Annotated in this window: 21 protein-coding genes and 1 other RNA gene; 9 read left to right on the top strand and 13 right to left on the bottom strand. The window is 70.8% G+C overall.

Features of this window, described 5'->3' with window-relative positions:
- Positions 1-56: 56 nt before the first annotated feature.
- The 3 genes from DA075_RS17825 to DA075_RS17815 all read right to left on the bottom strand — a co-directional run bounded on the left by DA075_RS17825 (position 57) and on the right by DA075_RS17815 (position 3,849).
- Positions 57-1,685, bottom strand: coding sequence for a CTP synthase (locus DA075_RS17825; RefSeq protein WP_099954349.1), 1,629 nt, complete (start codon positions 1,683-1,685; stop codon positions 57-59).
- Positions 1,686-1,843: 158 nt separating this feature from the next.
- Positions 1,844-2,293 (bottom strand): preprotein translocase subunit SecG, encoded by a 450-nt coding sequence (gene secG, locus DA075_RS17820; RefSeq protein ID WP_099954348.1) that lies wholly within the window; start codon positions 2,291-2,293, stop codon positions 1,844-1,846.
- A 215-nt stretch (positions 2,294-2,508) separates the two neighbouring features.
- Complete coding sequence (locus DA075_RS17815) at positions 2,509-3,849, bottom strand: dihydroorotase (RefSeq protein ID WP_099954347.1); 1,341 nt, start codon at positions 3,847-3,849, stop codon at positions 2,509-2,511.
- Between the two features lie 109 nt (positions 3,850-3,958).
- Between DA075_RS17815 and ygfZ the strand changes: the two genes are divergently transcribed.
- Positions 3,959-4,786 carry a CAF17-like 4Fe-4S cluster assembly/insertion protein YgfZ gene (gene ygfZ, locus DA075_RS17810; protein WP_099954346.1) on the top strand — a complete coding sequence of 276 codons (828 nt, stop codon included), beginning with the start codon at positions 3,959-3,961 and terminating at the stop codon, positions 4,784-4,786.
- Positions 4,787-4,886: 100 nt separating this feature from the next.
- Here the strand turns inward: ygfZ and DA075_RS17805 are convergent, their stop codons facing one another.
- The 3 genes from DA075_RS17805 to fumC form a co-directional block, all read right to left on the bottom strand.
- On the bottom strand, positions 4,887-5,168 hold the full coding sequence (locus DA075_RS17805) for a ribbon-helix-helix domain-containing protein (protein WP_099954345.1): 282 nt from the start codon (positions 5,166-5,168) through the stop codon (positions 4,887-4,889).
- On the bottom strand, positions 5,165-5,356 hold the full coding sequence (locus DA075_RS17800; RefSeq protein ID WP_099954344.1) for a DUF4169 family protein: 192 nt from the start codon (positions 5,354-5,356) through the stop codon (positions 5,165-5,167). Before DA075_RS17800 ends, DA075_RS17805 begins: the two co-directional genes overlap by 4 nt.
- Positions 5,357-5,437: 81 nt before the next feature.
- On the bottom strand, positions 5,438-6,847 hold the full coding sequence (gene fumC / locus DA075_RS17795) for a class II fumarate hydratase (RefSeq protein WP_099954343.1): 1,410 nt from the start codon (positions 6,845-6,847) through the stop codon (positions 5,438-5,440).
- 116 nt (positions 6,848-6,963) lie between these two features.
- On the opposite strand from fumC, the gene DA075_RS17790 reads away from it, so the two are divergent.
- Positions 6,964-8,355 carry a cytochrome P450 gene (locus tag DA075_RS17790; protein ID WP_099954342.1) on the top strand — a complete coding sequence of 464 codons (1,392 nt, stop codon included), beginning with the start codon at positions 6,964-6,966 and terminating at the stop codon, positions 8,353-8,355.
- A gap of 125 nt (positions 8,356-8,480) precedes the next feature.
- Here the strand turns inward: DA075_RS17790 and DA075_RS17785 are convergent, their stop codons facing one another.
- Positions 8,481-9,128, bottom strand: coding sequence for an SspB family protein (locus DA075_RS17785; RefSeq protein WP_099954341.1), 648 nt, complete (start codon positions 9,126-9,128; stop codon positions 8,481-8,483).
- Positions 9,129-9,171: 43 nt separating this feature from the next.
- Positions 9,172-9,536, bottom strand: a transfer-messenger RNA (tmRNA) gene (gene ssrA / locus DA075_RS17780).
- A 96-nt stretch (positions 9,537-9,632) separates the two neighbouring features.
- Here ssrA and DA075_RS17775 point away from each other — a divergent pair.
- The 7 genes from DA075_RS17775 (at position 9,633) to DA075_RS17745 (ending at position 16,252) form a co-directional block, all read left to right on the top strand.
- The gene (locus DA075_RS17775; RefSeq protein ID WP_164712377.1) at positions 9,633-10,370 is read left to right on the top strand and encodes a CPBP family intramembrane glutamic endopeptidase; all 738 of its coding nucleotides are present in this window, start codon (positions 9,633-9,635) and stop codon (positions 10,368-10,370) included.
- A 160-nt stretch (positions 10,371-10,530) separates the two neighbouring features.
- On the top strand, positions 10,531-11,325 hold the full coding sequence (locus tag DA075_RS17770) for a thymidylate synthase (protein ID WP_099954340.1): 795 nt from the start codon (positions 10,531-10,533) through the stop codon (positions 11,323-11,325).
- A gap of 2 nt (positions 11,326-11,327) precedes the next feature.
- The gene (locus DA075_RS17765) at positions 11,328-11,822 is read left to right on the top strand and encodes a dihydrofolate reductase (RefSeq protein ID WP_099954339.1); all 495 of its coding nucleotides are present in this window, start codon (positions 11,328-11,330) and stop codon (positions 11,820-11,822) included.
- Between the two features lie 222 nt (positions 11,823-12,044).
- The gene (hflK, locus tag DA075_RS17760) at positions 12,045-13,256 is read left to right on the top strand and encodes an FtsH protease activity modulator HflK (RefSeq protein WP_099954338.1); all 1,212 of its coding nucleotides are present in this window, start codon (positions 12,045-12,047) and stop codon (positions 13,254-13,256) included.
- Positions 13,253-14,173 (top strand): protease modulator HflC, encoded by a 921-nt coding sequence (hflC, locus tag DA075_RS17755; protein ID WP_099954337.1) that lies wholly within the window; start codon positions 13,253-13,255, stop codon positions 14,171-14,173. Before hflK ends, hflC begins: the two co-directional genes overlap by 4 nt.
- A 187-nt stretch (positions 14,174-14,360) precedes the next feature.
- Positions 14,361-14,555 carry a DUF2065 family protein gene (locus tag DA075_RS17750; protein WP_093571202.1) on the top strand — a complete coding sequence of 65 codons (195 nt, stop codon included), beginning with the start codon at positions 14,361-14,363 and terminating at the stop codon, positions 14,553-14,555.
- A 179-nt stretch (positions 14,556-14,734) separates the two neighbouring features.
- Positions 14,735-16,252, top strand: coding sequence for a DegQ family serine endoprotease (locus tag DA075_RS17745; RefSeq protein ID WP_099954336.1), 1,518 nt, complete (start codon positions 14,735-14,737; stop codon positions 16,250-16,252).
- 355 nt (positions 16,253-16,607) lie between these two features.
- Here DA075_RS17745 and tolB read toward each other — a convergent pair whose 3' ends face one another.
- The 5 genes from tolB to ybgC all read right to left on the bottom strand — a co-directional run bounded on the left by tolB (position 16,608) and on the right by ybgC (position 21,326).
- On the bottom strand, positions 16,608-17,948 hold the full coding sequence (tolB, locus tag DA075_RS17740; protein WP_099954335.1) for a Tol-Pal system beta propeller repeat protein TolB: 1,341 nt from the start codon (positions 17,946-17,948) through the stop codon (positions 16,608-16,610).
- Positions 17,949-17,993: 45 nt separating this feature from the next.
- A complete protein-coding gene (gene tolA, locus DA075_RS17735; RefSeq protein WP_099954334.1) occupies positions 17,994-19,526 on the bottom strand; it encodes a cell envelope integrity protein TolA in 1,533 nt (510 codons plus the stop codon).
- A gap of 19 nt (positions 19,527-19,545) precedes the next feature.
- Positions 19,546-19,989, bottom strand: a complete 444-nt coding sequence (locus tag DA075_RS17725; protein ID WP_099954333.1) for an ExbD/TolR family protein — start codon at positions 19,987-19,989, stop codon at positions 19,546-19,548.
- Positions 19,990-20,020: 31 nt separating this feature from the next.
- On the bottom strand, positions 20,021-20,737 hold the full coding sequence (tolQ, locus tag DA075_RS17720) for a protein TolQ (protein ID WP_099954332.1): 717 nt from the start codon (positions 20,735-20,737) through the stop codon (positions 20,021-20,023).
- Positions 20,738-20,921: 184 nt separating this feature from the next.
- On the bottom strand, positions 20,922-21,326 hold the full coding sequence (gene ybgC, locus DA075_RS17715; RefSeq protein WP_099956654.1) for a tol-pal system-associated acyl-CoA thioesterase: 405 nt from the start codon (positions 21,324-21,326) through the stop codon (positions 20,922-20,924).
- Positions 21,327-21,365 lie beyond the last annotated feature (39 nt).

Below are 21,365 nucleotides of genomic sequence, written 5' to 3'. Positions count from 1 at the left end.
CAACCTGCGTTGGTCCGGGCGGTGCCGTCCGGACGCAACAATCGGATCATCCGCCTTCAGACCAGGCGGCTCTGCTCGATCGCCGCAGCGACGAAGCTCTGGAACAGCGGGTGCGGCTCGAAGGGCCGCGACTTCAGCTCCGGGTGGAACTGCACGCCGATGAACCAGGGATGGCCTACCACCTCGACGGTCTCGGGCAGGAGCCCGTCCGGCGACAGGCCGGCGAAGCGCATCCCCTTGGCCTCCAGCCGCTCGCGATAGGCCATGTTGACCTCGTAGCGGTGGCGGTGGCGCTCGGCGATGCGGGTGCCGCCGTAGATCCTGGCGATCTGCGAATCGGGCGCCAGCGCCGCCGTGTAGGAGCCGAGCCGCATCGTGCCGCCGAGATCGCCCTCGGCGACCCGGCGCTCGAGCTCGTTGCCGCGCATCCACTCGGTGAGGAGGCCGACCACCGGCTCCGGCGTCGGGCCGAACTCGGTCGAGTTGGCGTCGGCGATGCCGGCCAGCGAGCGGGCCGCCTCGACCACCGCCATCTGCATGCCGAAGCAGATGCCGAAATACGGGATCTTGCGCTCGCGGGCGTAGCGGGCGGCGCGGATCTTCCCCTCCGCCCCGCGCTGGCCGAAGCCGCCCGGCACCAGGATGCCGTTGAGGCCCTCCAGGAACGGCGCCGGGTCCTCGCGCTCGAACACCTCGGACTCGATCCACTCCAGGTTGACCTTGACCCGGTTGGCGATGCCGCCGTGGTTCAGCGCCTCGATCAGCGACTTGTAGGCGTCCTTGAGGCCCGTGTACTTGCCCACGATGGCGATCGAGACCTCGCCCTCCGGGCTCTTGATCCGCCCGACGATGTCGTGCCAGCGGTCGAGCTTCGGCTCGGGGCCGGTCTCGAGGCCGAAATGCGCCAGCACCTCGCGGTCCAGGCCCTCCTCCTTGTAGGAGAGCGGCACCTCGTAGATCGTGCCGACGTCCCGCGCCTCGATCACCGCCGATTCGCGCACGTTGCAGAACTGCGCCAGCTTGCGGCGCTCCTCGCGGGGGATCGCCCGGTCGCAGCGGCAGAGCAGGATGTCGGGCTGGATGCCGATCGAGCGCAGCTCCGCCACCGAGTGCTGGGTCGGCTTGGTCTTCAGTTCGCCGGCCGAGGGGATGTAGGGCAGCAGCGTCAGGTGGACGTAGGCGCAGGTGCCCCGCGGCAGCTCCTGGCCGAGCTGGCGGATCGCTTCGAAGAACGGCAGGCCCTCGATGTCGCCGACGGTGCCGCCGATCTCGACCAGCACGAAGTCGTAGGCGTCGTTGCCGTCGAGGACGAATTCCTTGATGGCGTTGGTGACGTGCGGGATCACCTGGATGGTGGCGCCGAGATAGTCGCCCCGGCGCTCCTTGGTGATGATGTCGAGGTAGATCCGGCCGGTCGTGATGTTGTCGGCCCGCGTCGCCGGCACGCCGGTGAAGCGCTCGTAATGGCCGAGATCGAGATCGGTCTCGGCGCCGTCGTCGGTCACGAAGACCTCGCCGTGCTGCGTCGGGCTCATCGTGCCCGGATCGACGTTGAGGTAGGGGTCCAGCTTGCGCAGGCGGACCTTGTAGCCGCGGGCCTGGAGCAGGGCCGCGAGGGCGGCGGAAGCGAGGCCCTTGCCGAGCGAGGAGACCACGCCGCCGGTGATGAAGACATACCGCGTCATGGGACTCGCTCCATACACAGGCGTGGCCGGGTTGCCAAACGCCATCAGCTCAACGGGGTCATGTCCGGGCGGCGGGGCCGGCCGGATTCACAGGAGTTTTGGATGAGAGAGGCGGCGCAGGCGCGCCGCCGGACTCGAGCGCGAAGTGAGCGGGCAGATCAGCGAGACTGCGGCGCCGCGGGGGCGGCCGGCGCGGCGGGAGCCGCCGGTGCCGGCGTCGCGGAGCCTTGGGGAGCGGAGCCTTGGGGCCCGGAGCCTTGGGTCGCAGGCGCGTCGCCCTGTTGCTGGCGCAGCTGGTCGAGGACGTTGCCGGCCGGCGGCGCACCGGTCTGGCCCGCCGGGGCCCTGGTGCCGGCGCCGTCGAAGATCGAGCGCGGCCCCGCGCCCCGGTGCGACATGATGGCCAGGACCATGCTGGTGGCGAAGAACAGGGCCGCCAGGATCGCGGTGGCGCGGGTGAGCGCGTTGGCCTGGCCGCGGCCGGTCATGAAGCCCTGCGTGCCGCCCCCGCCGCCGAGGCCGAGGCCGCCCTCGGAGCGCTGCAGCAGCACCACGCCGATCAGGGCGAGGACGATGATCAGGTGGACGACGATCAGGACGGTCTGCATCGGGCTTCCGGGCCGGCCCTCATCGGGCCGCCAACGTGGCAACGGCCGGCACGCGGACGCGTCCGGACCTCCAATTCCGGGCGCTCCTATACGAGAAGTGCGCCGGCGCCAAGGGTGGGGAGTGGAATGGGATCGCAGAAGACCCTGCCGGGCGCCGCCCTGACCCCTCCCCCTCTGCGGGGGAGGGAGGGTTCACGCGCCCGACCGTGCCTGCCTCACCCCCTGGCCGGGAACCCCTCCTCGAACCGCACCGCCTCACCTCGAGACGGCTCGGTGAGCGTGCCTTCCCACATCACCGCCTGGCCGCGCACCACCGTGCCGACCGGCCAGCCGGTGACCTCGCGGCCGTCATGGGGCGTCCAGCCGCATTTCGAGGCGATCCAGGCGTTGGTGATGGTCTCGCGGCGCTTGAGGTCCACCACCGTCACGTCGGCGTCGTAGCCCACCGCCAGGCGCCCCTTGCGGGCGATGCCGAAGGCGCGCTTCGGCCCGGCGCTGGTCAGGTCGACGAAGCGCTGCAGCGAGAGCCGGCCCGCCGCGACATGGTCGAGCATCACCGGCACCAGGGTCTGCACGCCGGTCATGCCGGAGGGCGAATCCGGATAGGGCTTCTGCTTCTCCGCCAGCGTGTGCGGCGCGTGATCGGAGCCGAGCACGTCGGCGACGCCCTGCGACAGGCCCCACCACAGCCCGTCGCGATGGGCGGCGTCGCGCACCGGCGGGTTCATCTGCACCAGCGTGCCGAGGCGGGCATAGGCTTCCGTACCGTCGAGGGTCAGGTGGTGCGGCGTCAGCTCGCAGGTCGCGACGTCCTTGTGCTGGCTGAGGTACCGCATCTCCTCCTTGGTCGAGATGTGCAGGATGTGGATGCGGGCTCCCGTCTCGCGGGCGATGCGCACCAGGCGCTCGGTCGCCTTCAGTGCCACCTCCGGCGAGCGCCAGACCGGATGGGAGGACGGGTCGCCCGGCACCCGCAGGCCCTTGCGCTCGCGCAGCATCGCCTCGTCCTCGGCGTGGAAGGCCGAGCGGCGGCGGGTGCGCTTCAGGATCTCGGCGATGCCGGCATCGTCCTCGACGAGGAGCGAGCCGGTGGAGGAGCCGATGAACACCTTGATCCCGGCCGCCCCCGGCAGGCGCTCCAGCTCGGCCACGTCCCTGGCATTCTCGTGCGTGCCGCCGACCCAGAACGCGAAGTCGCAATGCATGCGGTGATGGGCGCGCTTCAGCTTGTCCTCGAGCGCGTCCGGGTTCGTGGTCTGCGGCACGGTGTTCGGCATCTCGAACACGGTGGTGACGCCGCCCATCACGGCGGCGCGCGATCCGGTCTCCAGGTCCTCCTTGTGGTCGAGGCCCGGCTCGCGGAAATGCACCTGGCTGTCGATCACGCCGGGCAGGAGGTGGAGGCCGCGGCAATCGAGGGTGCGGTCGGCGTCAGCCCGCGACAGGTCGCCGATCGCGGCGACGCGCCCGGCCCGCACCCCGATATCACCCAGGCCCTCGCCGTCGTGGTTGACCACGGTGCCGCCGCGCAGGAGGAGGTCGAAGCTCTGGCTCATGTCGGGGTTCCCCTCGTCCGCAATCCGCGTTCGCCCGTGCGCCGCGATTGAGGGCCGGGCGCAGGCGGCTTATGTCAGCCCTGCCCGCGGTTCAAGCAAAGGACCCCCGATGCCGCTTGCCCCCCTGCCGGACCGTGCCGTCGTGGCGGTCACCGGCGCCGACGCGTCGAGCTTCCTCCAGGGTCTCCTGACCTGCAACGTCGAGACGCTGCCCGCGGGCGAGGCCCGGCTCGGCGCGCTCTTGAGCCCGCAGGGCAAGATCCTGTTCGACTTCCTGGTGAGCCGGGCGCCGGACGGCTTCCACCTCGACACCGCCCGCGATCGGGTGGCGGATCTCGTCAAGCGCCTGACCCTGTACAAGCTGCGAGCCCAGGTGGCGGTCACAGGCCTGCCGCTCGCGGTGGTGGCGGGCTGGGGCGTGGACGCCCCCTCCCCGACCCTGCGCGACGGGCGCCTCGCCGCCCTCGGCTGGCGGCTCCACGCGCCCGAGGGCGAGGCTCCGGCGGCGGATGCCGATGCGGCCGCCTACGCGGCCCACCGCATCGGGCTCGGCGTGCCCGAAGGCGGGACCGATTTCGCCTTCGGCGACGCCTTCCCGCACGAGGCGCTGATGGACCAGCTCGGCGGCGTCGACTTCACGAAGGGCTGCTATGTCGGCCAGGAGGTGGTGTCGCGGATGCAGCATCGCGGCACCGCCCGCACCCGCATCGTGCCGCTCGTCTATCGCGACGGCGACGCGGCTCCGAGCGGCGAACCGGTGACGGCCGGCGAGCGCAGCCTCGGCCAGACCGGCAGCAGGGCGGGAGCGCGCGGCCTGGCGATGCTGCGCATCGACCGGCTCGGCGAGGCGCTGGCGGCGGGGGAGACGGTGTCGGCCGGCGGGCGGGCGGTGGAGGTCGAGAAGCCGGGCTTCGCGAGTTTCGCGTGGCCGGTGTGAGCCGGCAGACGTCTTGATCGCACCGGTTCCGAGGATCTCCATGGTCATCCCGGAGCCGCGGCGCGGCTCCGGGATGACCATGGCGTATCGTGGTCGTCGATCAATCCAGCGGCGGACGCTCTGCCGTCGCGCGTTCCGGCCTCTCACTCGGCCACACCGCCTTCAGCACGAACACCCGGATCGCCGAGGACAAGTTCTGCTCGCCCCGCTCCGCGTCAATCCGCCCGACGAGCGCCTGGACCGAGAGGCCGCGCGCCAGGGCGAGCTGGCGCAACGCCTCCCAGAACGCCGCCTCGAGGGAGACGCTGGTACGATGGCCGGCGATGACCAGGGAGCGCTTGAGCAATCCGCCTTCCGGCAGAGCGCCCGCCGGCAGGTTCATGCCTCGGTGTCGGGATTCTTCAGCCGGTGGCCCTCGTGCCGGGCGGCCTCCAGGCCCTTGCGGGCCTCCTCGCGGGTCTTCGCCGCCTTCGGGCGGCCGAAGACGACGCGGTTCTCCGTCGCCTGGGCCTCCTTGGCGGCCCGCTCGCGGGCCTTGCGGACCTGCTTCAGGTTGATGATCTCGGCCATGACCCGATCCTCTGCGCCCCCGCCACGATGGAAACGCCCCGCGCCGCCATAAAGCTGCGCGGGGCGGACATCAGATTGCGGTTATTCGGCGCTCGGCGCCAGCATGTCCTCCGGCCGCACCACCGCGTCGAACTGCGCCTCGGTGACGTAGCCGAGGCGCAGGGCCTCCTGCTTCAGCGTGGTGCCGTTCTTGTGCGCGGTCTTGGCGATCTCGGCGGCCTTGTCGTAGCCGATGGTCGGGGCGAGCGCGGTGACGAGCATCAGCGAGCGGCTCATCAGGTCGGCGATGCGGTCGTGGTTCGGCTTGATGCCGACGACGCAGTTATCCGCGAAGCTCACCGCGGCATCGGCGAGGAGCCGCACCGATTGCAGCACCGCGTTGGCGATCACCGGCTTGTAGACGTTGAGCTCCAGATGGCCCTGGCTGCCGGCCATCGAGACGGTCGTGCCGTTGCCGATCACCTGGCAGCAGACCATCGTCATCGCCTCCGCCTGGGTCGGGTTGACCTTGCCGGGCATGATCGAGGAGCCGGGCTCGTTCTCCGGCAGCGAGATCTCGCCGAGGCCGGAGCGGGGCCCCGAGCCCATCAGCCTGATGTCGTTGGCGATCTTGAACAGGCCGCTCGCCAGCGCATTCAGCGCGCCCTGCGTGAACACCAGGGCGTCGTGGGTCGCCAGGGCCTCGAACTTGTTGTCGGCCGAGGTGAAGGCCAGCCCGGTCAGCTCCGCCACCTTGGCGGCGAACTTTTCCGCGAATTCCGGATGGGCGTTGAGGCCGGTGCCGACGGCGGTGCCGCCCTGAGCGAGCGCCAGCACGCCCGGCAGCGTCGCGCCGACGCGGGCGCCGCCCAAAGCCACCTGCGCGGCGTAGCCGGAGAATTCCTGGCCGAGCGTGACCGGGGTCGCGTCCTGCAAGTGGGTGCGGCCGATCTTGACGATCTCGCCGAACTCGCGCGCCTTGGCGTCGAGGGCGGCGTGCAGGTGCCGGAGCGCCGGCATCAGCCGGTCGTTGATCTCGCGGGCCACCGCGATGTGCATCGCGGTCGGGAAGACGTCGTTCGAGGACTGGCCACGGTTGACGTGGTCGTTCGGGTGCACCGGCGACTTGCCGCCGCGCTGTCCGCCGAGCCGCTCGTTGGCGAGGCTGCCGATGACCTCGTTGGCGTTCATGTTCGACTGGGTGCCCGAGCCGGTCTGCCAGACCACCAGCGGGAACTCGCCGTCATGCTTGCCTTCGACCACCTCGGCGGCAGAGGCTGCGACCGCCTCGGCGATCTTCGGGTCCAGCACGCCGAGGTCGCGGTTGACGAGGGCCGCAGCCTGCTTGACGAGGCCGAGCGCGTGAACGAGGGGCGCGGGCATCCGCTCGGTGCCGATGCGGAAATTCTGGATCGAGCGCTGGGTCTGGGCGCCCCAGTAGCGGTCCGCCGGGACTTCGATCGGCCCGAACGTGTCGGATTCCGTGCGGGTGGCTTTCTCGGTCGGCGACATCTTGGCCTCTTTGGCGGTGCGAAACGGCGCCTACTTAAGGCAAGAGCGGCGAATGCGCGATGCCCTGACACGCCTCGAATCGCGCCACCCGAATCGCGCCGCATCGAGGAGTCCGGATGCCTTCCCGTGCGGCGGCCGTGGCCGCCCCCTTCCGCCCCACCGTGCCTCGCCCGCGCACCGAGCCGATGGGTCTGTTCAGCTTCCTGCGGGCCGCCCGCGCCAACCCGCTGACCACTTGGTACGAGGAGCATTTCGAGCAGCCGATCGTCACCGGGGAGGGCGCGCTCGGCCGTGTCACGGTGGTGAGCGAGCCGACGGCGATCCGCCACGTGCTGGTCGACAACGCCGCCAATTACCGCAAGGACGACCTGCAGCGCCGGGTGCTCGCGCCGGGCCTGGGCAACGGCCTCCTGACCGCCGAGGGCGACGAGTGGCGCCTGCAACGCCGCACCCTCGCGCCGATCTTCTCGCCCCGCCACGTCGCCCGCTTCGAGGCACCCATGGGTGAGGCCGCCGCCCGCCTCGCCCGCCGGCTGAAGCGCCGGGACGGCCAGAGCGTCGACGCGGCCCTGGAGATGACCCGCGTCACCCTCGACGTGCTGGAGCGCACCATCTTCACCCACGGCCTGGCGCGGGAGCCCGATGCGCTCGGGCGCGCCATCACCCGCTACTTCGAGGCCCTGGGGCCGATCGATCCTCTCGACGTGTTCGGGATGCCGGACTGGCTGCCGCGGATCGGCCGCCTCAAGGCGCGGCCGGCGCTCCGCTTCTTCGCCGAGGTGGTGGACGAGCTGATCGAGCGCCGCCGGGCGCTGGTCACGTCGGGCGCCGAGGCGCCGCACGACCTCCTCACCCTGCTCCTGCGTGCGCAGGACCCCGAGACCGGCCGCGGCCTGTCCGACCTGGAGGTGCGGGCCAACATCGTCACCTTCATCGGCGCCGGCCACGAGACCACCGCCAATGCGCTGACCTGGACGCTCTACTGCCTGTCGCAGGACGATGGCGCGCGGGAGGCGGTCGAGGCCGAGGTCGATGCGGCCTTCGCCGGAAGCCCGGCGCCCGGCACCGAGGCCCTGCCCCGCACCAAGGCGGCCCTGGAGGAGGCGATGCGCCTCTTCCCGCCGGTGCCGTTCATGAGCCGGCAGGCTCTGGCCGAGGACCGGATCGGCCGGATCAAGATCCCGCGCGGCTCGCTGGTGACGGTCGCCCCCTACGTGCTGCACCGCCACCGCCGGCTGTGGGACGAGCCCGACGCCTTCATCCCCGAGCGCTTCCTGCCGGAGAATCGCGCCCGCATCGACCGCTACGCCTACCTGCCCTTCGGGGCGGGGCCGCGGGTCTGCATCGGCGCGAGCTTTTCGGTGATGGAGGCGACCCTGGTCCTCGCCCACGTGCTGCACGCCGTGCGCCTCGACCGGGCGCCCGGGGCCGGGCCGGTGGTGCCGCTGCACCGGGTGACGCTCAGACCGCAGGACGGATTGCGGATGCGAGTGACGGCGCGGGGGTGAGGCGGCCCCACCCGCCAAATAAAAAATCCTCGGCCTGATCCCGGAACCGCGCAGCGGAACCCGGGATCAGGCCGAGGAGCGAGAAAGCTTGCTCTGTCAGCCGCTGAGCCGCGCGATAACCGCGCTCAGCTCTTCTTGCGGAACGCGTCCAGGCTGACCACCGAGGCGCCCTCCTGCGGGGCGTCGGGGCGCTCGGCGGACTCGTCGGCCTTCGGCTCACCGTCGGACTCATCCTTGGCTGAAGCATCCTTGGCCGCCGGCTTGGTCTCGGGCTTCGCGGCCGGCACGATCTTCGGCAGGTTGTTGCCGATCGCCGGGATCTTCGGCTGCGCCTCGCTCGGCTCGGAGCCGGCGCCCCGGATCGCCCGCAGGGAGGTCGTGCCGGCGGGCGCCGCGTCCTCGCTCGCCGCCGTGCCGTCGTTCAGCTCGAACTTGAGGCCGAACTGCACCGAGGGGTCGAAGAAGCCGGTCACCGCCTCGAACGGCACCAGAAGCCGCTCCGGCACGCCGGAGAAGGACAGTCCGACCTCGAAGGTGTGCTCGGTGACGCCGAGGTCCCAGAACTGGTGCTGAAGGACGATCGTCATGTCCTGCGGATACTTTTCCCGCAGGCGCTGCGAGATCCGCACGCCGGGATAGTCGGTCCGGAACGAGACGTAGAAGTGATGCTCGCCGGCCAAGCCGTCGCGCGCCGCATCGCCCAGAACCTTGCGCACGACGTTGCGCAGGGCATCCTGCACCAGGAGATCGTAGCGAATCAGATCGTCTGCCATCAACCGTTGCCTGGCGCCGCATCGCTCGCGGGGAGGGAATTCGAGTGGAGGCTTCTGTTGCCAGGTGCCTCCGAACCCCGCCTATGCGGTGCTACCCGCTAGGACTTTGTTTGGTATTGGGGACCGCTTACGCGGCCACCGCCACCGGAGCAAAGTTGTCGTTGGCAACTATTGCATTGGCCCGATAACGGCGGAACCATGCCGAGCGAAAGCTCAACCTTTACGCCCTCGTCGATCCTATTTCGCCCCCGCCGAAGCCCGAACCGAACGGGCCGTTCCGGGCTTGGGTGGAGGCGCCGGGTACCGCCCCCGGGTCCGATAGGTTTATTCCGAAGAACGTTTATCGCCATAGCCGGCCTCGCGACCGGCAAGGGGAATATAGAGGGTCCCGTGCCGCTTTTGAAGCCCGCCGCGCGCCATTCTGTGACCGTTTCGCGAAGTGGTGCGCCGGCGCACTCCGAACCCACCGGCCTCGGCCGCCGCGGGCCGGGAGTCTGGCTCAAGGTGGCGGCCGCGATCCTGCGGGCGGTGCTGCTGCAACTGGCCGCGTTCGGCCTCGTCTTTGGAGCGGTCGCGGCCTTCAGCCGCCTGCCCGCTGTTCCGGCGAGCCTCCTGCCCTTCAAGGCCTTGACCGGCACCGAGCGGGCCGCGCTCGCCCTCACGGTGCTTCCGCATGTGGCGCTGGCATTTCTGATCCTCGCGGCCATCCGGCTTCGCCCAGGAAACACCCTTGATCCTGGACATCCCTTTGCTCCCGACAAGGCCTTGCACCCCGCCACGGCCCTGGGCTTCACCCGGCCCGACCTCTCCCGCCGTGCCGTCTGGCTCATCCTGCTCTGGCCGGCGCTCCAGGTCGCCTGGACGGCGGGGCTCTTGTGGCTCGCCGGCCAGCCGCCCGTCCGCGCCTGGCGCCTGTCGCCCTTTCTCACCGGCGAGGTCTTCCTGGCCTGGACGCTCTGGCTCGTGGTGCTCGCGCCGCTCGCCGAGGAGATGCTGTTTCGCGGCGACCTGTTCGGGCGCCTGACGCGACACCTCGCCCCGGCGGCGACGGTCGCCGTCGCCACGGTGGTGTTCGTGCTCTGCCACGCCGAGAACGGCCTGTTGCAGCCGGTCTCGGTCCTGCCGCTCGGAGTGGCTCTGGGCCTGATGCGGCTGTGGACCGGCAGCCTGTGGCCCTGCATCGCGCTCCACGCCGCGAGCAACGGCGCGGTGGTGCTGGCACGGGTGTGGAGTACCGGCTGAATCACGCCTCCGGGCGCTGCGATTCCGGCCTGGGACGCGTTATCCTGCTGGGCACCGTGACCGGGGAGGGGAACCGTCTCTCCCCCCGGGCATAGGCCAATGGGAGCCCGCCGGGCGCCGCGCGGCGCCCCGGGCCGTTTTCACGCGGAGGATGTCCGCCATGCGCCCCTACCACGCCCTCCTCCAGCGCATCCTCGACGACGGCGTCGAGAAGCACGATCGCACCGGGACCGGCACCCTCTCGGTGTTCGGCCATCAGATGCGCTTCGACCTCGCCGAGGGATTCCCGCTCGTGACGACGAAGCGGCTGCACCTGAAGTCGATCATCCACGAGCTCTTGTGGTTCCTCGCGGGCGACACCAACGTCGCCTACCTGCAATCGAACGGCGTGACGATCTGGGACGAGTGGGCCGACGAGCACGGCGATCTCGGCCCCGTCTACGGCCGGCAATGGCGCTCCTGGGCCAAGCCCGACGGCGGCAGCGTCGACCAGATCGCCTGGGTGCTCGACGAGATCCGCCGCAATCCCGATTCGCGCCGCCTCGTCGTCTCGGCCTGGAACCCGGCCGACCTCGACCGCATGGCGCTCGCGCCCTGCCACTGCCTGTTCCAGTTCTACGTCGCCGACGGGCGGCTCTCGCTCCAGCTCTACCAGCGCTCGGCCGACGCCTTCCTGGGCGTGCCGTTCAACATCGCTTCCTACGCGCTCCTCACCCACATGATGGCGCAGGTGCTGGACCTCACCCCCGGGGACTTCGTCCATACGCTGGGCGACGCGCATCTCTATTCCAACCACATCGCCCAGGCCCGCGAGCAGCTCGCCCGCGACATCCGCCCGCTCCCGCGGCTGCGCCTCGATCCGTCGGTGCGCTCGCTGTTCGATTTCCGCTACGACGACATCAGCATCGAGGGCTACGACCCGCACCCGGCGATCCGGGCGCCGGTGGCGGTCTGAGGATGGCGCCGCCCCTCGTCACCCTGATCGCCGCCGTCGCGAAGAACGGCGTCATCGGCCGCGACAACGCGCTGATCTGGCGCCTGCGCAGCGACCTGCGGCGCTTCCGCGCCCTCACCATGGGCAAGCCGGTGGTGATGGGGCGCAAGACCTGGGACTCGATCGGCCGGCCGCTTCCGGGACGGCGGGTGATCGTGCTGACCCGGGATCCCGCCTGGGAGGCGCCCGGCACCGAGCGGGCGGCCGGGTGGGACGACGCCCTGCGGCTCGCAGGCTCGGCGGGGGAGGTGATGGTGGCGGGCGGGTCCGAGATCTACGCCCTCGCCCTGCCGCATGCCGACCGGATCCACCTCACCGAGGTCGACGCGGCGCCCGAGGGCGATGCGCGCTTTCCCGCGATCCCGGCGGAGTTCCGCGAGGTCGCCGCGGAGGCGCATCCGGCCGGCCCCGAGGACGAGCACGGATTCCGGTTCGTGACCCTCGCGCGGGCTCCCTGAGCCCGATACGTCCGAGACGAGGAAACCATCTCAAGGTCCGGGGTGCGGCGATGGAACTCCCGCGAGCCCGCAGAAACCTTGAGAATTCGGTCGGCGCCGGTGGTTGCTTTCGCGTGGGGCTCGGCCGATATCGCAAGGGACCGAGACCAGAGCAATGCGAGTGCCGCGCGGGACGCGAGAGACAGCGCGGGGCGTGCCGGCCGGGAAAGGACGTGGGCGAGCATGCCTTGGAGCAATCAGAGCGGCGGCAGTGGCGGTGGCGGCGGCAACGGGGGTGGTCCCTGGGGCAATCGCGGCGGCAATAGCGGCGGTCCCTGGGGCAGTGGTTCCGGCGGCGGAGGCGGCGGCCCCTGGGGCGGCGGCGGCTCGGGCGGCGGCAACCAGCCGCCGGACCTCGAGGACCTGCTGCGCCGCAGCCAGGACCGGCTCAAGACCCTGATCCCCGGCGGCGGCTCGGTCGGCACCAAGGGTGCGGTGCTGGCGGTGCTGGTCGTGCTGGTGCTGTGGCTGATGACCGGCTGGTACACGGTGCTGCCGAGCCAGGTCGGCATCAACACGGTGTTCGGCCGCTATACCGGCCAGTCCGGCGAGGGCCTGCGCTGGAACTTCCCCTACCCGGTCGGCGCGGTGGTGAGGCCGAATGTCGGCGAGTCGCGCAGCATCCAGGTCGGCTACCGCTCGGGCGTCGGCGCCCAGCGCTCCCGGGACGTGCCGGAGGAGAGCCTGATGCTCACCGGCGACGACAACATCGTCGACCTCGATTTCGACGTGCAGTGGCGCGTGAACCCGGCCAAGGCCGAGGATTTCGTGTTCAACCTCCAGAATCCCGAGGGCACCATCAAGTCGGTGGCCGAGAGCGCGATGCGCGAGGTGGTGGGCCGGCGCCAGATCCAGGCGATCCTGACCACCGAGCAGTCGAGCGTGGCGCAGGAGGTGCAGCAGATCATCCAGAAGGCGCTCGATTCCTACGGCGCCGGCGTGCTGATCAACGTGGTCCAGCTCCAGGGCGTCAGCCCGCCGTCGGAGGTGCGCCAGGCCTTCGTCGACGTGAACGCGGCCCAGCAGGACGCGGCCCGCGCCCGCAACGAGGCCGAGACCTATGCCAGCCGCGTGGTGCCCGAGGCCCGGGGACGGTCCTCGCAGGTGATGCAGCAGGCGGAGGCCTTCAAGTCGCAGGCCACCGCCGAGGCGACCGGCCAGGCCGCGCGCTTCCGCGAGGTCTACGAATCCTACAAGCTCTCGCCCGCGGTCTCCCGCGAGCGCATGTTCCTCGACACGATGGAGAAGGTTCTGGGCGGCGTGAACAAGGTGATCATCGACCAGGGCGGCACCGCCGGCGCCGGCGCCGGCGCGACGGCTGCAGGGGTGCTGCCGGTCCTGCCCTTGCAGGACTTCACCACGACCGCCCGTCCGGCCCAGGGGAGCGCGCGATGAACGGCAACGCGCTTCGCACCGGCCTCGTCGTCCTCGGCGCCCTCGTCCTGGTGCTGATCTATGCCTCGGCCTTCACGGTGAGCCAGACCCAGCAGGCCCTGGTGCTGCAGTTCGGCCGCGTGCGCACCGTGCTGAACCAGGCCGGCACCGACAAGCCGGGCCTGTACTTCAAGCTGCCGTTCTTCGAGAGCGTGACGCTGTTCGAGAAGCGGCTGCTCGACCTCGACCTGCCGGTGCAGACCGTACTCTCGGCCGACCGCCAGAACCTCGAGGTCGATGCCTTCGCCCGCTACAAGATCAGCGATCCCCTGCGCTTCTACCAGTCGGTGAACAACGTCCAGGTCGCCAACCAGCGGCTGGGCAGCTTCACCAACGCGGCGATGCGCAACGTGCTGGCCAGCGCCTCGCGGGACGCCATCGTGCGCACCCAGCGCGAGGCCCTGATGAACCGCATCCAGGAGGAGGTGAACCGGCAGGCCAAGAATCTCGGCATCGAGATCATCGACCTGCGCCTGACCCGCGTCGACCTGCCGGCGGCCAACTCCCAGGCGGTCTACCAGCGCATGCGCACCGAGCGCGAGCGCGAGGCGGCGGACCTGCGCGCCAACGGCGCCCAGGTGGCGGCCACCATCAAGGCCAAGGCCGACCGCGACGTGACGGTGCTCATCGCCGAGGCGAACCAGAAGGCGGACCAGCTTCGCGGCCAGGGCGAGGCGGACCGCAACCGCATCCTCGCCGAGGCCTTCGGGCAGGATCCGGACTTCTTCGCCTTCTATCGCTCGATGCAGGCCTACGAGAAGGGCCTGAGCGGGCCCGAGACCCGGCTGGTGATCAGCCCCGGCTCGGAGTTCTTCCGCTACTTCAACGACCCGCAGGGTCGGGCTCGCCCTGCCGCGGCCCCGGCCGCCGGCCAGTAGGCCGGCGCCCCTCCGCCGAGGCGGAGACACGCCGACGATACCCCAGCGCCCCGCCCCGGCGGGGCGCGCTTTTGTGACGGTGGGCCACGCCGGTCGGCCGTGCCGCGGAGAACGACAAGATGCGACCTGAGGGGGGAACAGAAGAGGCGTCGGGAGCCGTCCGCGGGCGCCCGCGCGGTTTCCTGCCGTGAAGGATCTCGTCGCCGCCCTCGGCCTGGCGCTGGCCATCGAGGGCCTGCTCTGCGCCGCCTTCCCGGCAGCGATGCGCCGGGCGATGCAGGAGGCGTCGCAGACCCCGATGGAGCGGATGCGCCTCGTCGGCCTCCTCTCGGCCGCCGCCGGGGTCGTCGTGGTCGGTGTCGTCCGCCTGCTCCTCGGCTGAGGCGCGTCCGTCGGCTTGCCGGGACTTGAACCGGTCCGCTGGGAGACGATCTTAAGGAACGCTCCCGGCCCGGTCGCCGGGGGCTGCCCGGGCGAGGTGGACGGGGGCGACATGACGCTCCCTGCTCTCGCGCCGGGCCGAACCGTTTTGACGACGATCCTGCCCAACGAGGTTCCCTGATGGCCGCTTCCTCGCGCCGTAACCCCGCCTTCGCGAGACGGCGCCTGCCCGCCCTCGCCGGTGCTCTCCTGGCCCTGTCCGTCGGCACCGCGGCGCTGCCGGGCGTCGCCCTGGCCAAGGGGCCCGAATCGCTGGCCGACCTCGCCGAGCAGGTGACCGACGCGGTGGTGAACATCTCGGCGTCCACCACCGTGGAAGCGCGCGGCCGCACCCTGCCGCAGCTGCCGCAGGGCACCCCCTTCGAGGATCTCTTCGAGGAATTCTTCAACCGCCGCGGCCAAGGTGGCGGTCAAGGCGGCGGCGAGAGCCAGCCGCGGGCGCCGCGCCGCTCGAACTCGCTGGGCTCCGGCTTCATCATCGACTCGTCCGGCATCGTGGTCACCAACAACCACGTCATCGGCGACGCCAACGACATCCAGGTGATCCTGCATGACGGCCGCAAGCTGAAGGCCGAGATCATCGGCAAGGACTCGAAGATCGACCTCGCGGTGCTGCGGGTGAAGCCCGACCCGGACCGGCCTCTGAAGGCGGTGCCGCTCGGCGATTCCGACAAGATGCGGCCGGGCGACTGGGTGATCGCGATCGGCAACCCGTTCGGCCTCGGCGGCTCGGTCTCGGCCGGCATCGTCTCGGCCCGGGGCCGCAACATCGAGTCCGGCCCCTACGACAACTACATCCAGACCGACGCGGCCATCAACAAGGGCAATTCCGGCGGTCCGCTGTTCAACATGAACGGCGAGGTGATCGGCATCAACACGGCGATCCTGTCGCCGACCGGCGGCTCGGTCGGCATCGGCTTCGCGGTCCCGACCGCCACCGCCGGCCCGGTGATCGACCAGCTGCGCCAGTTCGGCGAGGTGCGGCGCGGCTGGCTCGGCGTGCGGATCCAGAACGTCGACGACACCACCGCCGAGGCTCTGGGCCTCAAGGGCGGCGGCCGCGGCGCGCTGATCGCCGGCGTCGACGACAAGGGTCCGGCCAAGACCGCCGGCCTCGAGGTCGGCGACGTGATCACCAAGTTCAACGGCGTGGAGGTCAAGAGCTCGAGCGACCTGCCCCGCATCGTCGCCTCGACCCCGGTCGGCAAGGTCGTCGACGTGACGACGATCCGCAAGGGCCAGGAGCAGACCAAGCAGGTCACCCTCGGCCGCCTGGAGGACAGCGACAAGCCGCAGCAGCAGTCGAACCTCAGCCGGCCGCAGCCGGAGGCCGACGTCACGCGCCAGGCCCTCGGCCTCAACCTCACGGGCCTCTCGGACGAGGCGCGCAAGCGCTTCGGGGTGAAGGACAGCGTCAAGGGCGTGCTGGTCACCCGGGTCGACCCGAACTCCAACGCCGCCGACAAGCGCATCCAGCCGGGCGACGTGATCGTCGAGGTGGGCCAGGAGGCGGTGAACTCCCCCGCCGACGTCACCCGCCGCATCGACCAGATCAAGAAGGACGGCCGCAAGTCGGCGCTGCTCCTCGTCTCCAACAAGGAGGGTGAGGTGCGGTTCGTGGCGCTGAGCCTGGAGTAGCAGGTCGTCGCGCGGCGGGTCTTTGCACTCGCCGCGCGTCACGGTGCCCGTTCGATCTGCTTCGAGCGTATCGACTCTCGCTTCGTCGTCCCGGGGCTGCGCAGGGGAACCCGAGATCTATCGCCGCTGACGTTTCAGGATGAAGCGGAACGCTGACCGCCTCTTCCTCCGACGCCGGAGGCGATGGATCCCGGGTTCTCGCCTTTCGGCGAGCCCGAGAATGACGGCGAGGACGCTTCAAGACATTCACCCCGCTCTCGATCTCACGGACGAGGTCGAGGCGGGGTGAGTTTAGACTGGGCAAAGTCGTGAACACGCTTCGGCGAGCCGGCCTTTCTCAGGCCGGCCCTCTTCCTCACCGCTGAGGATCGATCAGCGGCGACCAGGTCGGGTCGGAGGCGTAGGACGGGGTCGGAACCGGCTGCTCGACCTTGCCGGTGATGTCGACCATGTAGAGCTTGCCGCCGGCCTGGCCGCCGGGATCGCGGAAGAAGATCAGGTACTGGCCGTTCGGCGCCCAGGTCGGGCCCTCGTTGTGAAACCCTTCCGTCAGCACCCGCTCCCCGCTGCCGTCGGGCTTCATGATGCAGATCGAGAACGAGCCCTTCCGCTGCCGCGTGAAGGCGATGTAGTCGCCCCGCGGCGACCAGGCCGGCTGCGAGGCCGAGCCGTCGCCGAAGGACAGGCGGCGCGGATTCGAGCCGTCGGCGCCCATGATGTAGATCTGCTGCTGGCCGCCGCGGTCGGATTCGAACACGATCTCGCGCCCGTCCGGCGAGAAGGACGGCGAGGTGTCGATGGCGTTGGCGTTGGTGATCCGGGTCTGCGCCTTGGAGGCGAGGTCCATCACGTAGATGCTGGCATTGCCGCCGTCCTGGTCGCTCATCACCAGGCGGCGCCCGTCCGGCGAGAAGCGCGGGCTGGTGCTCATCTCGGCATTGGTCGGGATCACCTGCCGGGAGCCGGTCGAGAGGTTGATCACCTGCACCCGCGGCTGCTGGCCGGTGACCTGGGACATGTAGGTGATGTCCTGCGTCGAGGGCGAGTAGCGCGGCGCCACCACCGAGGCCTCGCCGCTCGTCAGGTAGCGCACGTTGGCGCCGTCCTGGTCCATGATGGCGAGGCGCTTGCGGCGGTGCTCCTTCGAGCCCGATTCGTCGACGAAGGCGACGCGGGTGTCGAAGAAGCCGCCGATGCCGGTGATCTTGGTGTAGACCGCGTCCGAGATCAGGTGGCCCATGCGGCGCGCATTGGCGCCGTCGCCCGCATATTGCTGGCCGATCATCTGCTGGCCCGACAGCACGTCCCACAGGCGGAACTCGGCCTTGAGCCGGCCCGACCCGTCGCGGGTGACCCGGCCGGTGACCAGGCCCTGCACGCCGGTGTCCTTCCAGGCGGAAAAATTCGGCGCGGCGTCGAAATTCGGGTTCTCGGGGAAGCGCGCCTTCTCGACCGGGGTGAAATAGCCGGAGCGCTTCAGGTTGTTGGTCACGATACCCGACAGGGTCGGGCCGAGGCTCGGATCGCCGGAGAAGTCGGCGATGGCGATCGGCATCGGCTGGAAGGCGCCGCCGGGCCCGATGCGCAGGTTGAGCTGCGCCTGCGCGGTGTCGGGGAAGCCCGAGACGAGGCCGGCGGCGAGGCACAGCCACAGGACAGCGGCGAGCGCGTGACGCAATCGCGAGGGGGAGTGCATGGAGGGGACGTCCGTCGTGGGGTGAAGCAAGCGGCGTGAGGATCGTCAGGCCCGCGGCAGCTCGAACTCCGCGTTGATGACCCGCCAATCGTTGTAGAACGGGGCGTACTGGGACGGGATGCGGAACGGCGCGCAGCGCCGCACAGCCCGCACCGCGGCCTCGGCGATCGAGCGATCGACCGCGCTGCCGCCGGCCCGCAGGATGCGCGGATCGGTGGTGAGGGACCCGTCGGGGTTCAGGCGGATGTCGAGCTGCGGCAGCACGATGCCCTGCGCGGCGCCGGGGGGCGCGGAGTAGCAGCGCTCGATCTGCTGCTGCAGCAGGCCGACCAGGGCGTCGCGCTGGCTCGGGTTGAGGCGCTGCGACGTGCCGGTGGCGGCGCCGAGGGCCGCGGTGCGCTGCACCTCGCGGCCGGTGGCGCCGGTGGCGTGCGAGGGTCCGTGCGCCGCCAGCACGTCGCGGATCGCGCCCGAATTGAACTTCTCGGCGAGCTCGGCCTGGCGCCGGGCCTTGGCCTCGGCGGCGGCCTTGGCCTTCGCGTCCGCCACGGCCTTGGCCTTCGCGGCGGCCTCGGCCTTCGCCTTCGCTTCCGCGGCGGCGTGGGCCCTGGCGTCGGCCTCCGCCTTGGCCTGGGCCTTCGCCTCGGCTTCCGCCTGGGCCTTGGCCTCCGCTTCGGCCTTGGCTTCCGCGCGCGCCTTGGCCTCGGCCTGAGCCCTGGCCTCGGCCTTCGCCTTGGCGTCCGCCTGGGCCTTGGCCTCGGCACGGGCCTTCGCCTCGGCCTCCGCCTCCGCCTTGGCTTCCGCACGCGCCTTCGCCTCGGCCTCGGCGCGAGCCTTGGCTTCGGCCTTCGCCTTCGCGGCGGCCTTGTCGGCAGCCGCCTTCTCGGCCGCGGCCTTGGCCTCGGCCAGTTCCTCGCGCCGGATCGCCTCGGCCTCGGCCTTCTCGGCGGCAGCCTTCTCGGCAGCGGCTTTCGCCGCGGCCGCAGCCGCCTTCTCGGCCGCCGCCTTGGCGGCAGCCTTCGCGGCTTCCTTTGCGGCTTCCTTGGCAGCCTCGCGAGCCGCTTCCTTCGCGGCTTCCTTCGCCGCCTCCTTGGCCTCGCGCTCCGCCTCGGCCTTGGCTTCGGCGCGCGCCTCGGCCTCCGCCTTGGCCTTCGCGGCGGCGGCCTTCTCGGCATCGGCCTTCGCGGTGTCGGGGCGCGCGGGCGGCATCGGGGGCGGCTCGGGCTGCTCGAGGGCCGGGCGCAGGGGCGGCACCGGCATCTCCTCGGCGTTGGCGACCTTCATCTCCGGCGGGCGCGTCGGGGGCGTCGGGACGTTGGTCTTGGCCTCGCCGGGGTCGTTCTCCTGCTGCTTGTCGGCGACCCGGTCGGCGCGCGGGCTCTTGGCCGGGGCCTCGCCGTCGCGCTGGCCCTTGGTCAGCTCCGAGAACTGGTTCTCGGTGATGACCTCGACCGGCACGCCCTCCTCGGCCTGCGGCAGCACGTGCGAGGCGGCGGCGAACAGCGCCAGCCCGATCAGCACCACGTGCGCGCCGGCCGAGACCCAGACGCCGGGCTCGGACCTGTCGAAGGGAAACACCACGGAGAACCCCGCCCTACTAACGCTGGTCGGGCTCGGTCACGAGGGCGACCTTCTTGAAGCCGCCGCTCGTCACGATCGCCATCACCTGGGCGACCCGGCCGTAATCGACCCGCTTGTCGCCGCGCACGAAGACCCGCTCCTCGAAGCCGTCCTTGGCGGTGGCCGAGAGCTTGGAGACGATGGTGTCGTCGGAGAGCTCGTCCTCGCCGAGGAAAACCTGGCCGGTCTGGCGGATCGAGAGGGTGACCGGCTTCGAGTCCTGGTTGAGCGGCGCCGCCTTGGTCTGCGGCAGGTCGAGAGGCACGCCGACGGTCATCATCGGCGCGGCGACCATGAAGATGATCAGGAGCACCAGCACGACGTCGATGAACGGCGTCATGTTGATCTCGTTGATCGCGCCGCCCCGCCGGCCGCGCCGACGGCGCCCGCCGCCCTGTGCCGCTCCGGAGGCCATGCCCATCTGGCTCAATCCTTCCTCAAAGGTCGCGGGGTCAGGCCGCCAGCGCCATGCGCTCGTCGATCTGGCGCGACAGGATGGCCGAGAACTCGTCGGCGAAGCCCTCGAGACGCCCCTGCGACTTCGCCACCGAGGCCTGGAGCTTGTTGTAGGCGAGCACCGCGGGGATCGCCGCGAACAGCCCGATGGCGGTGGCGAACAGGGCCTCGGCGATGCCGGGCGCCACGACCGCGAGCGAGGTGTTCTTCGAGGCGGCGATCGACGTGAAGGCCGTCATGATGCCGAACACCGTGCCGAACAGGCCGATATAGGGGCCGGCCGAGCCGATCGAGGCGAGGAACAGGAGGCGCGATTCGAGGCGCTCGACCTCGCGCTGGATCGTCACGTCGAGCACCTTGTCGATGCGCTGGCCGAGGCTGCGGATCGAGCGGCCGGAGCCCTCGTAGGAGCGGCGCCACTCGCGCATCGCGGCGACGAACAGGGCGGCGAGCCCGGTCGCCGGCTTGTCGTTATAGGCGCGAAAGAGCTCCTCCAGCGGCCGGCCGGACCAGAACTCCTCCTCGAAGGCGTCCATCTCCGCCTTGGTGCGGCGAAAGAGCAGCGTCTTGTCGATGATGATCGACCAGCACCAGATCGACGAGCCGAGCAGGCCGAGCATCACCACCTTGACGACGAAGTGGGCCTGCCAGAACAGGCCGAACATCGTGATCTCGGCCACGGGCATCGCCTGGGCGGCGTCGGCGGGATTCATGCGGTTTTCCTCGCGTCCCGGGCCGATGACGGCCCTCGGGCACTCCAACCGGGATCGGGGCTTTTCGTATGGTGGTTCGATCGCGCCCGAATCTGTCGAAAGTATGGGCCGCCGCTCCGCGAAGAGCTTTTGCCCGTCGCGAGTTAAGCCCCCGGCAGGGTTAAGGAATGGTGAGCGCGACCGCTCAACGTCGGGCGAGGGTCCGGCGCAGGGCTTCCGGCAGGCGCACGGCGCGGCCCTCGCGCACGCAGGCCACCACCACCTCGGCCCGCACCAGGGTCTCGTCGCCGCGGCGCACCTCCTGGTCGAGATGCATCGAGGCGCCGCGCAGCTCGCGCGTCGCGGTCAGCACCGTCAGCGCGTCGTCCATGCGGGCGGGCTTGAGGTAGTCGAGGCTCATGCGCCGCACCACGAAGACGAGGCCGTCCGCCTCCCGGTGCAGGTCGGACTGGTCGCCGGCGAGCCCGCGCAGCAATTCGGTCCGGCCCCGCTCCATGAAGCGCAGGTAGCTCGCGTGGTAGACGAAGCCGGAGAAATCCGTGTCCTCGTAGTAGACGCGCACGGGAAGGGCGTGGGCGTCCGGGGGCATGGTCTTCTCTGTGTCGGTCACGCGGCGATCGTCCTCTTG

The sequence above is a fragment of the Methylobacterium currus genome, from assembly GCF_003058325.1.
Lineage (GTDB): Bacteria > Pseudomonadota > Alphaproteobacteria > Rhizobiales > Beijerinckiaceae > Methylobacterium > Methylobacterium currus.
The sequence above is the reverse complement of the archived record's forward strand: the minus strand, read 5'-3'. Positions and strand labels throughout refer to the sequence as shown.

Excerpts from the sequence above, each read along its gene's own strand:
- fumC (WP_099954343.1), bottom strand. The coding sequence starts at position 6,847 with ATGTCGCCGACCGAGAAAGCCACCCGCACGGAATCCGACACGTTCGGG.
- hflK (WP_099954338.1), top strand. The coding sequence starts at position 12,045 with ATGCCTTGGAGCAATCAGAGCGGCGGCAGTGGCGGTGGCGGCGGCAAC.
- ygfZ (WP_099954346.1), top strand. The coding sequence starts at position 3,959 with ATGCCGCTTGCCCCCCTGCCGGACCGTGCCGTCGTGGCGGTCACCGGC.
- tolB (WP_099954335.1), bottom strand. The coding sequence starts at position 17,948 with ATGCACTCCCCCTCGCGATTGCGTCACGCGCTCGCCGCTGTCCTGTGG.
- DA075_RS17765 (WP_099954339.1), top strand. The coding sequence starts at position 11,328 with ATGGCGCCGCCCCTCGTCACCCTGATCGCCGCCGTCGCGAAGAACGGC.
- DA075_RS17815 (WP_099954347.1), bottom strand. The coding sequence starts at position 3,849 with ATGAGCCAGAGCTTCGACCTCCTCCTGCGCGGCGGCACCGTGGTCAAC.
- DA075_RS17825 (WP_099954349.1), bottom strand. The coding sequence starts at position 1,685 with ATGACGCGGTATGTCTTCATCACCGGCGGCGTGGTCTCCTCGCTCGGC.
- ybgC (WP_099956654.1), bottom strand. The coding sequence starts at position 21,326 with ATGCCCCCGGACGCCCACGCCCTTCCCGTGCGCGTCTACTACGAGGAC.
- DA075_RS17770 (WP_099954340.1), top strand. The coding sequence starts at position 10,531 with ATGCGCCCCTACCACGCCCTCCTCCAGCGCATCCTCGACGACGGCGTC.
- DA075_RS17790 (WP_099954342.1), top strand. The coding sequence starts at position 6,964 with ATGCCTTCCCGTGCGGCGGCCGTGGCCGCCCCCTTCCGCCCCACCGTG.
- DA075_RS17805 (WP_099954345.1), bottom strand. The coding sequence starts at position 5,168 with ATGAACCTGCCGGCGGGCGCTCTGCCGGAAGGCGGATTGCTCAAGCGC.
- DA075_RS17745 (WP_099954336.1), top strand. The coding sequence starts at position 14,735 with ATGGCCGCTTCCTCGCGCCGTAACCCCGCCTTCGCGAGACGGCGCCTG.
- DA075_RS17785 (WP_099954341.1), bottom strand. The coding sequence starts at position 9,128 with ATGGCAGACGATCTGATTCGCTACGATCTCCTGGTGCAGGATGCCCTG.
- hflC (WP_099954337.1), top strand. The coding sequence starts at position 13,253 with ATGAACGGCAACGCGCTTCGCACCGGCCTCGTCGTCCTCGGCGCCCTC.
- DA075_RS17725 (WP_099954333.1), bottom strand. The coding sequence starts at position 19,989 with ATGGGCATGGCCTCCGGAGCGGCACAGGGCGGCGGGCGCCGTCGGCGC.
- DA075_RS17800 (WP_099954344.1), bottom strand. The coding sequence starts at position 5,356 with ATGGCCGAGATCATCAACCTGAAGCAGGTCCGCAAGGCCCGCGAGCGG.
- tolQ (WP_099954332.1), bottom strand. The coding sequence starts at position 20,737 with ATGAATCCCGCCGACGCCGCCCAGGCGATGCCCGTGGCCGAGATCACG.
- secG (WP_099954348.1), bottom strand. The coding sequence starts at position 2,293 with ATGCAGACCGTCCTGATCGTCGTCCACCTGATCATCGTCCTCGCCCTG.